Raw genomic sequence first — 12,809 nt, 5'->3', positions numbered from 1 at the left:
CTATTTCTTTTTTTTACCAACTATTTTTCTTGATTTATTAATCGAACTCAGGTTTCAAATAAAATATCGAGCGATATATCCTTGTTGGTAATGTTAAGTGTATCTCTTAGAACATCATTTTTATCATAAAATAAAGCATAAGATTTCTCATGTTTATTATTTCTAAATAAACCAAGTATCTTACAATTGAAGTTTTCTTTAGATGTACCAGAATACTCACCAATCAAATAGCTGTAATTATCTTTGTTAAATAACACATCTAATTTTTTAGAATTAAATAAATCATTTTTATAATTGTACTGGTCTATTATAAATTCTTTTCCTATAAAATTAGTTTTTTCCTTTTCTACAATTAATTTATCTGCCTTTTTATTTTGTCCATTGCAGGAGAAAATGAAAAAAATGAAAAAAAATGAGAAACGTAAAGCTAATTTTAAGCAGTTATTAATAATGTCTTTTTTTTGCTGCATCATCTTGGTCTTTTGTGTCATATGAATTAAGTTTTACGAATCTGGCTGGGTTTGTTCTATATTGTCTACCTTCTGTGAAAGGGTCTTTAACTGTAGCCACTTCTAAGTGTAGATGTGGCGCTTTCCCTCCACTTGCAATGGTGCCTGAAACTCCAGCATATCCTAAAGAAGTTCCTGCTTCTATCTCTTTATTATTTCTAGCATCTTCTGCAGTGAAAAATACACTATGCAGGTGCATATATAAAATATGCATTATCATTTTCTGTTATATCTCTACCTTTCCATTCGTCTGTGTACTGAGTTTGATAATTAACTTCTTTTTCTTGTTTTAATAAGTCAGAAACATTTTGTATCTTCAGTCTTATTATCCAACCTGCACTATCAGAACGTCTAACTTCAACTATATTTGATTTTAAACAAGCATATACTTTATCAATACCAGGTATAGCAAAAAAATCAAAACCTCCGTGATATTTTTTTCTGCCATCAGAATATCTTCTACATTCACCATATGTACCACTTGATGGTTTTATATTTCCATCATAATTATATTTCGTCAGTCTAGGATTATTAACAGGATCGTACCATTTACCGTCGGAAAGGATACTTTCTACAGGATTACAATCGTTGACCTTAAATACTTCTATTCCTTTTTCAAAATATTTTTTAGCGTATTGCCACCCAGCAGTTGCCCCATTTACTGTTCTTCTTATCTTTTTAATGTTTTTTCATTGGAATCTTCAATTTCATCAGCAACTTTCCATACTTCATTATTTTCCCAATAAGCAAGTGCTGATAGTATTGCATCTTTAGGATTGTTTTTTAATTTATAAGGATTTTCACCTCCTACCCATATCACTTCTACTCCAAAATTATCCTTTGCATATTTTTCTAATGTTTCATAGTTTTTTTTCCATGTAATTTGTTTAAATCCTTTACCACTATATCTCCAACCATCTGTATTGTTATGACCAGAACGTTTGCCTTCAGGATGTGTAGGTCCGTAAATAGCATTAGCTATTTCAGGCCAATTTTTTTTATCTAATGATAACTCTGATAACCTTTTTGCTTCTTTATCTTTATCATTTTCAAATTGGTTAAAATAAGATATAAATAATGCTTTCATTCTTTCGGGCTTTGTATATTTAAACCTTTCTTGTGTTTGAAAAAACTTTGACTCTTGACTTATCTGAGCTAGAAAGTGAGCTTTTGTAAGGCATGTATTTATTGCAACTTTTTTTCTATATTTATTTAGATATGGAATAGCTTCTTTTATCAATGTGTCATCCTCTATCAAACAGATTTCTTTATTTCCTATTTTTCCTGTACAAATAGCTTTAATTTCTTCTAATGTTATATCCTTTTCACAATTCGGACATTTACCGTTTTCTTTCTTTTTCTCGGTCTCTACGGCATCAACCAAAACTGCGACTGATCATAATTTTTCTTGTATTCTTCGTTTATTTTAACATCTAAGATTTTGCTTTTAAAACATTAAACTGATTTCATTACTGTTCATTATTATCAATATTAATTTTAGTACATTTTTTTTCTTTAGAATTTAAGGTTCTATAATAACTTGATAAAATTGGTTCGTTAATAACTTCAATACATTCTATTTTTTGCAGAAATTCAGATGTTTTTATTATAGACGTTGCTACCATTTTTTCAATTTTTATGGGTTCTACTTTTGTTAAGTAAATATCTTCATAATAGTTAGCGTTTTCCCCTATTTCTAGATTTATTATAATATTTTTTTTTTCGTATAAAATTTGTGCATATATTTTTTCATCAATCAATTCATGCTTAATAGGACGAAAAAAATCTATCGAATTTATTTGTTTGTTTTTTTTATTGATTTTCAACAAGTAATCATCTGTAATTACTAATTCTAAAGTGTCATTTTTTACTTTTGATTGGGTTTCTGATTCAATATTATTTTCGATGCTTTTTTCGCAACATAATAATAATGTTAAAAAAAATAAGATGTTTTTCATATTATAGTTTGTTATATTCTTTATCCATGTTTATATGATATTTTTTGACTGCATAATCAGGGCCATTATACAACTCTGCTATCTTGGCCCAATTTTTATTTTTCATAGCTGTTATTATTGCAGAACCTACCACATCTTTTAAATATACTTTGAAATATGCAAAATGTTGTACTTCACACATATTCATTGCTTCTTCCATTTCAGCTGGAGACTCGTATAAATAATTATAATATTTACCCATTACTTGAAATTTGCCCCATGAACAACTTTTTATTGCGGAATCATTATCTATTTTTTTTGCTTCATATATTTTTTTAAATTGTTCTTTTTCAGTACCATAAATTGCGTTAGGGTCTTTGTATGTACCTACGTTATGTACAAGATCAGGTGAGCTGTTTTTCAAATTTTCTAATTCCTCTTTGGTTTTAAAAGCTTTTAAAAAACGATACATATAATGTCTTTCATAAAGAATTTTTGCTTTTTGCTCACCATTGAAATCAAGAAAAGATTTTCTTCCTCCAGATTCAACAATAGCAACTGCTTTAAAAACTTTTGCTTCAACGCCAATGTCCTTAGATAAACTTTCAAAATGTTGATCAGACACTAAGTTTCCTTTTCCTTCACAAGCTGTTGTTGTTATCCCTTGAAGATAGCAATAACATTTTTCTTTAGAATTATTTGCAACGGGTTTCTTCCTTTCAATTTTCTCTACCGCATCAACCAAAGCTGGCGACTGATCATAATTTTTCTTGTATTCTTCGTAGATGTTTACATTAATCACACTCGATTTAACACTCAAAGAATCAAAAATGATTTCAGCAAATAGCTCTTGATGCTTATCTCTCCATGAATATTCACCCGAATCTTTGTTGTTCATATTATTACCATATTCTCCAATTTGTTGAAAAGTTTGATTTAAAGTAATGGGTATTTTAATTTCATTGTTGTCATAAAATATTAGTGGTATAGTAAATAATAAATCATTTTTTCCAACGTAGTCATGTTCCCATAATTTGAGTGTATAAAATTTAGATAATAGATTCTCTCCTTTTATTATTAAATATATAGTATCTCCAAATTTTGGACTTCCGTTTATTTCAATACCATCTTTATTTCCAAATCTTATCGAATGGATTAGTCCTTTTGTATCGGTTTTATTGTTTTTAGAATTTTTGTTTGTTGATGTTTTTGCTGTATCTGGTTTGGGCTGTGCTTCTGTTTTTGTTGCTACTTTTTGTTTATTAATTACAATTTTTGGAATAAATGAATTTTCATCAACATTTACATTCACATTTCCACTTGCTTTTGAATTTCCATTATATTCAACCAATACATAGTATTCATGTTGTTTGTTATCATCTTCTCTTGCCATAGCAAATAAGGCATAGGTGCTTAATAAAGTAAAATCCCAACGTGCATTTCCTTTACTGTCTATTTGAACTGGACCTGAAAGAGCAATAAGTATATTTTCTTTATTATGTCCTGATCCTTTAGTATCGTCTTCCCAAAGTGAAAATGTAACCTTTTCACCTGCCATATTTTTAAATTTGGCAACGGCACGCAATTGATCCATGTAGCTCAACGCCTTGGTGATTTTGCTTCCGTCTTGGTGGCTCAAGGTAACGCCTAAAACTTCTTTCGTTTTTGGAACTTCTTGTTTCGAAACTTCAGCTTTCTGAGGTTTTACAATGATAGACATGGGTTCTTTTCCTTCCGAACTGAATAAATACCCCTCAATTTTATAAACATTTTCGTAAGCATTATTGGTAAAGGTAAAAATACCAGTTCCTTTTTTCTTTATGTTTGTAGAAGTGAAAGATCCATCTTTTCGTTGTCTAAAAAGTTCCCAGGTCACTTTTGAAAAATCACGTTGATCAAACGGTGTATCCTTATACCATTAAATAACTTTATAAGTCGCTTTCTCATTTATTTTCGGTTGAGAAGGACCAGATATTTTATAAACTCCTTTTTTTGCCATAACTTCTAAATTTTAATAAACTTCAGGTTCATCTAATTTTTCAATTTCTTCTCGATATTGATCAAAATCAATTATAGGGTTCAGAATTTGTTGTTCTTGGACATTTGCTTTGCCTACATTTCGTTTACCCAATTCTGATTGCTGACCGTGTTTTAGAATAGTGATTTTTCCGCCAGATGCACACATCAATTCAGATATTTCGGTCAAGCAACTTTTTTCCATAATTTTTACTTTTTCGTACGCTTTTAACCACTTGCCTGCTGGTGCAAATGCACAAGGCAAATAACCACTAGAACTTGGTTTTAATTTGCATTTTCCAAAAGGTTCAACTTTCGGATTAAATTCCAAATCGTCTTCTGTAACTGCCAAAAAATCATTATCAGATTCATGACTATTCCAATAATGTTTTTGATGACTCGTAACTTTGAAATTCGGAAATTTAAAGCCTTGGTTGCATTGACAAGTTCCTTTTTGAATCACAAAAAATTTGCCCTTATGTTCGTTGTCCGAATTTTCATTCTCAATAATGGAGTTTTCATTTTCATTTTGAGAAGCGGAGGTTGATTCAGAATTTGTTTCTTCGTCTTTTGTATAAAAATCTGGATCTTCAGGTAAAATAATTGTTTTTCCCATTGTTTTTTCACCTCTAATAATGTCTTTTTCTTCACAATGAAGGTTGTGATAAAGTTTGAGATGATCTGGACTTTTAATGTTTAATTGCTGTGCTAGCGACGTAAAAGTTTAAGTAGCTGAGGTTGGTTTTTGTTTCATTTTTATAGTGTTGTGGTTAGACTTAAAACATGAGAATAGGCAATTTCTTTTTCTTTGATTATTTTTAAAGTACAATTAGCTGCCAGTATTTTTTTAGTTGTTTTCTGCGTAATGTATTCTAAAGTAATTTCGGTATGACAATTGAAATCGTAACTTTCAGAGATTTCTTTACCAGAAATGATATCTGAAAAATTTTTTCTTTCAGATTTTCCTTCGATAGTTGTGACTACTTGGTTTTTATCGTTATGATTATACTGCGCTTGACAAATAACTTCTATGGGAAATGAGTTTGGATAAAATACAATCATTTCATTCCAAGGTTCATTTTTATGAAACCAGTCTAAATTTGGAAACAACGTTTTGATGAGCACAGACCCAATAATTGTTTTTGAAAATTTTTCTTCATTTTTTAAATCATTCTCAAAATTTTCTAGATATTTTTCTGTTGCAACGCCAATATAAAAATCTTGAATTTTTTCTTTTTTATCTAAAAATCTAAGTAGTAATTCGTTTGGTTTATAAATGTGATCAATAGTGCCATTTTGCTTTGTTACAAACGAAATTGGTTCAATACTTTGTGTTGTTTTGAGTGCCAGATTACTCATTTTTGAATCTATTTTTTGATTACTTTTTTTAAAGTTATCTCGTTTAAAGGCAACAATTTTATTAGATCTTTCATCATTGAAAATTAAATTCAAATCATATGATATTTCTATTTCTGGTGTAGAAAACGTATTGATGATTTCTTTTATGTGATAAATAGGAAAAAAGAAATTTTTATTAAAAGGAGAATTTAGTCTTTCATTAATCAAAAGTTTTCTTTTTTGTTCTTCTGATTGATAATTAACAGGTATAAACAAATAACTTAATCCAATTAAATTATCGAAGTATATTTTACCACTTGTACCACATTTCGAGTTGTGAAAAAATTCTAGATCAACTGCGTGCATGCCAATTCGCTTAGCAATATTGCTTAACAAGTCTCCTTTTTGAATTTTGTAAATAAAAAATTCAGACATGGTTTTTTAAATAAGGGGGTGGTAATATAAATGTATGGAAAATAACTATTTGAAAATCAATTTATTTGATTTTTTTTATTCGTTTATGTGTGAAGAAATGATAATTGAAAACCTGAAAGGATTAGTTCGTAAATTGTAAATAACTTTCAAAATACTTATCTTGGATAAAAAAAATAAAAACTTTTTAGTTAAAGTTAATTTTTTATTAAAAAAAGTATGCGTTGATAGCTAAAAAATTATATTTTTGTTTTTTAGACTTTCATTAAAGAAAAATTATATATGAAAAAATGTATATTAATCGTTGCATTAGCTTTAGGTTTAGGTTTAGGTTTCACAGGATGTGAAGATGATGTAAAGTTTAACGACCCTTCATTTCAAGCTCAAAGAAATTACAAACTTTGGAGAGCTAATAATAGTGTAGCAGAAGTTAAAGACGGAACATTACGTGTTTTCGGAACTGATGGTGTTGAATCATTAGTGATGACAATACCAAGTTATAGTTTTGGAAAAAGTTATGATTTTGGTAACAATGAAACGAATATTGCTACATATCGTATAGTTGATGAAAATGTAACTTATGTTTATAAAACTGGTTATAATTTAGGAGGAGGACACTTGACTTTAGATCCTGTTGAGAAACAAGTGCCAGGCTTTATTTCTGGGACTTTCTTAGTTAAAGCTTCTCGTGTAGAAGCTGGTGTTGTTGTTGATGTAAAACTTGATGAAGGTGTTTTCTTTAGAATTCCTTTGAGAGAAGTTACAGAACAAGCTCCGGCTGAAATTGTAGAATAAAATTTTACTTTTATATTATAAACCACTTCAAGCGAAGTGGTTTTTTTGTTTCCTGTTAGTTCATTTTTTTGTAAATTTGATGTCACTTCTTTTAATAAATTAATTTCTTATGTACTTAATTTTCGATACAGAAACGACTGGATTACCTAAAAATTGGTCTGCTCCAATAACCGATACCGATAACTGGCCGCGTTGTATTCAGATTGCTTGGCAGTTACATGACGAATTCGGAAATTTAATCGAACATCAAGATTATTTAGTAAAACCAGAAGGATTTGATATTCCTTATGACTCGGAACGTATTCACGGAATTTCAACTGATTTGGCAATGCAAAAAGGTATTCCTTTGCACGATGTTTTGGTGAAATTTAATGAAGCTTTGTCACGCGCAAAATTTGTTGTCGGACAAAATGTTGGTTTCGATATCAATGTTATGGGATGTGAATTCTATCGTATGAATATGGATTCGCCGATGGCTAAAATGCCAGTTTTGGATACGTGTACAGAAGTAACGGCTAATTTATTAAAAATTCCTGGAGGTAGAGGAGGACGTTTTAAATTACCGACTTTAACGGAGTTGCACGAATTTTTATTCGGAGTTCCATTTGGTGAAGCGCATAATGCAACTGCCGATGTGGAAGCGACTACACGTTGTTTTTTGGAATTAATCCGTAAAGGAAATTTCACAAAAGATGAAGTTCAACAACCTGATTCTTATTTTAAAGAATTTCAAGAGCGTAATCCAGAATCGTTTAAGTTAATTGGATTAAAACATATAAATCTAAAAAAAGCTTCGGATGATATTCGTAAGCAATTAGAGAAATCTAATGTTTTTATCAATGAAGATGATGTAATTACAGAAGAAAAACTTCAAGCTTTTCAAAATGCAACTTTTGCGCACCTTCACAATCATACCCAATTTTCGGTTTTACAATCGACTATGGACATTGGTGTGATGGTGAAAAAATCGGCTAAAGAAAAAATGTCAGCTATCGCAATGACCGATCACGGAAATATGATGGGTGCATTTAAATTTGTTAGTGCGATTATGGATTATAATAAATCACTAGCAAAAGCAAATCAAGTTTTGATTGAAAATGGTGAAGAACCAAAAGATAAAGAAATAAAACCAATTGTTGGATGCGAATTTTTTATGTGTGAAAACCACTTAGATAAAAGCCGTAAAGACAATGGTTATCAAATTGTTTTATTAGCAAAAAATAAAAAAGGTTATCACAATCTTGCAAAATTAGCTTCGGCTGCTTCGATAAACGGATTTTATTATGTTCCGCGTATAGATAAAGAGTTGATTATGCAATATAAAGAAGATTTAATCGCTTTAACCGGAAATCTTCAAGGAGAAGTGCCTAATAAGATTTTGAATCTTGGTGAAAAACAAGCCGAGGAAGCTTTGTTATGGTGGAAAGAACAATTTCAAGACGATTTATATATTGAGATTATGCGTCATAATCAAGAAGATGAAGATCGTGTAAACAAAACATTGATTTCATTTTCGCGTAAGCATAATGTTAAATTGGTTGCGACAAATAATACGTATTATTTAGAAAAATCAGACGCCAATGCACACGATATTCTTTTGTGTGTAAAAGATGGTGAAAAACAAGCTACGCCAATCGGTCGTGGTCGTGGATATCGATATGGCTTACCAAATCAAGAATATTATTATAAAACGCAAGAGGAAATGAAATCTTTATTTAAGGATTTGCCTGATGCGATTATTAATATTCAAGAAGTAGTAGATAAAATCGAAATCTATTCTTTATATAGAGATATTTTATTACCCAATTTTGATATTCCAGAAGAGTTTGTTCATCAAGAAGATATTGCTGATGGAGGTAAAAGAGGAGAAAATGCTTTTTTAAGACATTTAACATATAAAGGTGCAGAACGTCGTTATGATGTGATTGATGATGTAGTTACCGAACGTTTGGATTTTGAATTGAAAACCATCGAGAATTCAGGTTATCCAGGGTATTTCTTGATTGTACAAGATTTCATCGCAGAAGCTCGTTCTATGGGAGTTTCGGTTGGGCCTGGTCGTGGATCTGCAGCGGGTTCTGCGGTTGCTTACTGTTTAGGAATTACCAATTTAGATCCGATTAAGTATGATTTACTTTTTGAGCGTTTCTTGAATCCAGATCGTGTGTCGATGCCCGATATTGATATCGATTTCGATGATGAAGGTCGTTCTCGAGTTATGGATTATGTTATAAACAAATACGGCTCAAAACAAGTTGCGCAAATTATCACTTATGGTAAAATGGCAACGAAATCCTCAATTAAAGATGCGGCTCGTGTATTGGATTTACCACTTTTTGAATCAGAACGTATCGCTAAATTAATTCCTACAATGATGCCTGGGAAATGGAATATTTCTCGTTTTCTTTCTGAGTCTGAAGATGAAATTAAAAAAGCAGTTCGTTCTGATGAATTTGATGGAATTAAAGAGTTGATTCATTTAGCTAATCAAGGAGATTTAATTTCTGAAACAATCCAACAAGCAAAAATTATTGAAGGTTCGATGCGTAATACCGGAATTCACGCTTGTGGTGTGATTATTACACCAGATGATATTACCAATTTCGTTCCGGTTCAAACGGCAAAAGATTCTGATTTATATGTAACGCAGTTCGATAACTCGGTTGCAGAATCTGCTGGTTTATTAAAGATGGACTTTTTAGGGTTAAAGACTTTGACCTTAATTAAAGATACAGTTGCCTTAATAAAATTTAGAACGGGTGTTGTTATCGATCCGGAAGAAATTCCGATTGACGATGTAAAAACGTATGAATTGTTCCAGCGTGGAGAAACGGTTGGGGTTTTCCAGTACGAATCTCCTGGAATGCAAAAATATATGCGTGAATTAAAACCGACAGTTTTTGCTGATTTAATTGCGATGAATGCCTTGTATCGACCAGGTCCGTTAGAATATATCCCTTCATTCGTTCGTAGAAAAAACGGAGAAGAACCAATTACATACGACTTGGATGCTTGTGAAGAATATTTAAAAGAAACTTACGGAATTACGGTTTATCAGGAACAGGTAATGCTTCTGTCGCAAAAATTAGCTGGATTTACAAAAGGTGAAGCCGATGTACTTCGTAAGGCGATGGGTAAAAAACAAAAGGAAGTTCTTGATAAAATGAAACCTAAATTTGTTGAGCAAGCTTCTGCAAAAGGGCACGATGCGAAAATGTTGGAAAAGATTTGGAAAGACTGGGAAGCGTTTGCGTCTTATGCCTTCAATAAATCGCATTCAACGTGTTATGCTTGGATTGCTTATCAAACGGCTTATTTCAAAGCGCATTATCCTGCAGAATATATGGCGGCTGTGCTTTCAAACAATATGAACGATATTAAACAAGTTACTTTCTTTATGGAAGAATGTCGTCGTATGGGATTGGCAGTTTTAGGGCCTGATGTAAATGAATCGCATTATAAGTTTACGGTAAATGATAATTACGAAATTCGTTTTGGAATTGGTGCGATAAAAGGAGTAGGAGAAGGTGCTGTAAATACGATTGTAGAAAATCGTAAAGATGGAAGATATCGTTCGATATTTGATTTAGCAAAACGAATCGATTTACGAGCAGCCAATAAAAGAGCTTTTGAAAATTTAGTTTTGGCAGGTGGGTTTGATTGTTTTGAAGAAACACATCGTGCGCAATATTTTCATACCGATGGTGATGCGATAACGTTTTTGGAAAAAGCGATGAAATATGGTTCTAAGTTTCAGGAAAATGAAAATTCATCTCAAGTAAGTTTATTTGGAGAATCTAGTGAAGTTCAAATTCCAGAACCTGTAATTCCAAGTTGTGAGGAATGGACAACAATGGAGAAATTAGCTAAGGAAAAAGAAGTTGTTGGGATTTATATTTCCGGGCATCCGTTAGATGATTTTAAATTTGAAATGAAATATTTCTGTAATGTAAACTTAGAACAGTTAAAAGATTTGAATCCTTTAGTTGGACGAAATTTAAGTTTCGGAGGTATGATTTCAAACGTTCAGTTTAGAACTTCTGCTAAAGGAAAAGACTGGGCAATGTTTAGCGTAGAAGGTTATGATGAAAGTATGGAATTCCGTTTGTTTAATGAAGATTTCTTGAAGTTCCGTCATTTCTTATTGAATAATACTTTTGTTTATTTTAAAGTAATGGCAAAAGAAGGATGGGTTAAAAAAGATACCAACGAACGTTCGGAACCAAGATTGCAATTTATGGAAATGAAATTGTTGAATGAAGTAATTCCTACTTATGCTAAAAAATTGATTATTAATATTGATGTAAATGAATTAAAAGCGAATCAGATTGAAAAAATCAGAATGGTTTTAGATGAGCATCAAGGAAATAAACCGGTTACTTTTGAAATTTATGAATTAGAGAAAATTCAAAAACGAATTGAAACCGAAGTAGTAAATAAAATGTTGACTGATATTGATATCGATAATATCGATTCGATGGAAAGTTTAGAACAAATGAATGTAGAACCTGTGTTGCCTGAAGTAGAATACAAAGTAATTAATGTCTTGGAGATGCCTAGTAGAAATACCAGAATCGAAATTTCTTCAGATTTATTAGAAGCTTTAGAGCAGATTCAGGTTAATTTTAAATTGAATTAATAGTATTTAGTTGTAGTTCAATAGATAAAAGTTATATGAATTGTTGAGGTACTTCTAAAAAAATTCCTATTTTTGTTTTTCAGAACGAATAAAAAAAATATAATTAATATGGCATTAGAAATAACAGATGCTACTTTCGAGGAAGTAGTATTAAAATCAGATAAACCAGTAGTAGTTGATTTTTGGGCAGAATGGTGTGGTCCTTGTAAAATGTTAGGTCCAGTAATTGAAGAATTAAGTGGTGATTTTGATGGAAAAGTAGTAGTAGGAAAAGTAGATGTTGATGCAAATCAAGATTTTGCTTCTCAATACGGAGTTAGAAGTATTCCTACGGTATTAATTTTCCAAAACGGAGAAATTGTTGGTCGTCAAGTAGGAGTTGCTCCAAAGCAAACTTATGCAGATGCAATCAATGCTTTGTTGTAATCGGAACTAGAAATATAGAAATAGAGACGAGTTGAGAAATCTTCTCGTTTTTTTTGTGTTTGTAAATTATTGAGGTTAAGAAGGTTTAAAAAAACTTTCGAAAAAAGATTAAATTCTTTTCTTAAAATGTTTGGAGAATTAAAAATGCGTTGTATATTTGCACCGTTGAAAACAACAACGCTCTGGTTTGGTAGTTCAGTTGGTTAGAATACATGCCTGTCACGCATGGGGTCGCGGGTTCGAGTCCCGTCCAGACCGCTAAGATTAAATAGCCCTTCGGTTACGAGGGGCTTTTTTGCCCTCTTTGATTTTTATTTAATCTGTTAAGATTTAAGTGTTTAAATTTTGGTTTGGTAGTTCAGTTGGTTAGAATACATGCCTGTCACGCATGGGGTCGCGGGTTCGAGTCCCGTCCAGACCGCGAGATTCGCGGAGAATCAAAAATAGTTGTGTTGTTAAGGTACGCGAGTACCTGGTTTAGTAGTTAGACCAATGAAAAGCTTTCCAATTTTTTGGAGGGCTTTTTTATTTTTAAAGGCTTTTGTTTTGCAAATTATTGAAATTAAGTAGTTTAAGAAATAATTGTAAAATAATGCTCTAAAGTCTTGTAAACACTGGAAAAGTTACTATCTTTGCAACGTTGAAAAACAGAATTCTGGTTTGGTAGTTCAGTTGGTTAGAATACATGCCTGTCACGCATGGGGTCGCGGGTTCGAG

The 12,809-nt window shown here is 31.4% G+C and carries 10 protein-coding genes and 2 tRNA genes; 5 read left to right on the top strand and 7 right to left on the bottom strand.

Annotated features, from left to right (window positions below):
• Positions 1 to 47 precede the first annotated feature (47 nt).
• The 7 genes from EG240_RS15245 to EG240_RS15215 all read right to left on the bottom strand — a co-directional run bounded on the left by EG240_RS15245 (position 48) and on the right by EG240_RS15215 (position 6,235).
• Positions 48 to 473, bottom strand: coding sequence for a hypothetical protein (locus EG240_RS15245; protein ID WP_125020211.1), 426 nt, complete (start codon positions 471 to 473; stop codon positions 48 to 50).
• Positions 445 to 708, bottom strand: coding sequence for a hypothetical protein (locus EG240_RS15240; protein ID WP_125020210.1), 264 nt, complete (start codon positions 706 to 708; stop codon positions 445 to 447). Before EG240_RS15240 ends, EG240_RS15245 begins: the two co-directional genes overlap by 29 nt.
• 471 nt (positions 709 to 1,179) lie before the next feature.
• Positions 1,180 to 1,893: a hypothetical protein gene (locus EG240_RS15235; RefSeq protein WP_125020209.1), complete on the bottom strand. Its 714-nt coding sequence runs from the start codon at positions 1,891 to 1,893 to the stop codon at positions 1,180 to 1,182.
• 85 nt (positions 1,894 to 1,978) lie between these two features.
• On the bottom strand, positions 1,979 to 2,467 hold the full coding sequence (locus EG240_RS15230; protein ID WP_125020208.1) for a hypothetical protein: 489 nt from the start codon (positions 2,465 to 2,467) through the stop codon (positions 1,979 to 1,981).
• A gap of 1 nt (position 2,468) precedes the next feature.
• The gene (locus tag EG240_RS15225; RefSeq protein ID WP_125020207.1) at positions 2,469 to 4,322 is read right to left on the bottom strand and encodes an N-acetylmuramidase domain-containing protein; all 1,854 of its coding nucleotides are present in this window, start codon (positions 4,320 to 4,322) and stop codon (positions 2,469 to 2,471) included.
• Positions 4,323 to 4,457: 135 nt separating this feature from the next.
• Complete coding sequence (locus EG240_RS15220) at positions 4,458 to 5,078, bottom strand: DUF4280 domain-containing protein (RefSeq protein WP_125020206.1); 621 nt, start codon at positions 5,076 to 5,078, stop codon at positions 4,458 to 4,460.
• 140 nt (positions 5,079 to 5,218) lie between these two features.
• The gene (locus EG240_RS15215) at positions 5,219 to 6,235 is read right to left on the bottom strand and encodes a hypothetical protein (protein WP_125020205.1); all 1,017 of its coding nucleotides are present in this window, start codon (positions 6,233 to 6,235) and stop codon (positions 5,219 to 5,221) included.
• A 279-nt stretch (positions 6,236 to 6,514) separates the two neighbouring features.
• Here EG240_RS15215 and EG240_RS15210 point away from each other — a divergent pair, with 279 nt between their 5' ends.
• The 5 genes from EG240_RS15210 (at position 6,515) to EG240_RS15190 (ending at position 12,513) form a co-directional block, all read left to right on the top strand.
• Entirely contained in the window at positions 6,515 to 7,027 is a 513-nt protein-coding gene (locus EG240_RS15210) for a DUF6252 family protein (protein WP_125020204.1), read from the top strand.
• 109 nt (positions 7,028 to 7,136) lie between these two features.
• A complete protein-coding gene (gene dnaE / locus EG240_RS15205; protein ID WP_125020203.1) occupies positions 7,137 to 11,666 on the top strand; it encodes a DNA polymerase III subunit alpha in 4,530 nt (1,509 codons plus the stop codon).
• Positions 11,667 to 11,774: 108 nt separating this feature from the next.
• Complete coding sequence (trxA, locus tag EG240_RS15200) at positions 11,775 to 12,092, top strand: thioredoxin (protein WP_125020202.1); 318 nt, start codon at positions 11,775 to 11,777, stop codon at positions 12,090 to 12,092.
• Between the two features lie 184 nt (positions 12,093 to 12,276).
• Positions 12,277 to 12,350, top strand: a tRNA-Asp gene (locus tag EG240_RS15195).
• Between the two features lie 89 nt (positions 12,351 to 12,439).
• Positions 12,440 to 12,513: transfer RNA gene (locus tag EG240_RS15190), tRNA-Asp, on the top strand.
• The last annotated feature ends 296 nt before the right edge of the window (positions 12,514 to 12,809 follow it).

Origin of the sequence: Paenimyroides tangerinum (assembly GCF_003865405.1) — a bacterium.
GTDB classification, from domain to species: domain Bacteria; phylum Bacteroidota; class Bacteroidia; order Flavobacteriales; family Flavobacteriaceae; genus Flavobacterium; species Flavobacterium tangerinum.
Note: the sequence above shows the minus strand (reverse complement) of the source record. Positions and strands in the feature narration are given on the sequence as shown.

What these genes read in the sequence shown, in the direction of transcription:
- EG240_RS15245 (WP_125020211.1), bottom strand. Translation starts at nt 473, where the DNA reads ATGATGCAGCAAAAAAAAGACATTATTAATAACTGCTTAAAATTAGCT.
- EG240_RS15240 (WP_125020210.1), bottom strand. Translation starts at nt 708, where the DNA reads ATGCACCTGCATAGTGTATTTTTCACTGCAGAAGATGCTAGAAATAAT.
- EG240_RS15230 (WP_125020208.1), bottom strand. Translation starts at nt 2,467, where the DNA reads ATGAAAAACATCTTATTTTTTTTAACATTATTATTATGTTGCGAAAAA.
- EG240_RS15220 (WP_125020206.1), bottom strand. Translation starts at nt 5,078, where the DNA reads ATGGGAAAAACAATTATTTTACCTGAAGATCCAGATTTTTATACAAAA.
- EG240_RS15215 (WP_125020205.1), bottom strand. Translation starts at nt 6,235, where the DNA reads ATGTCTGAATTTTTTATTTACAAAATTCAAAAAGGAGACTTGTTAAGC.
- EG240_RS15210 (WP_125020204.1), top strand. Translation starts at nt 6,515, where the DNA reads ATGAAAAAATGTATATTAATCGTTGCATTAGCTTTAGGTTTAGGTTTA.
- dnaE (WP_125020203.1), top strand. Translation starts at nt 7,137, where the DNA reads ATGTACTTAATTTTCGATACAGAAACGACTGGATTACCTAAAAATTGG.
- trxA (WP_125020202.1), top strand. Translation starts at nt 11,775, where the DNA reads ATGGCATTAGAAATAACAGATGCTACTTTCGAGGAAGTAGTATTAAAA.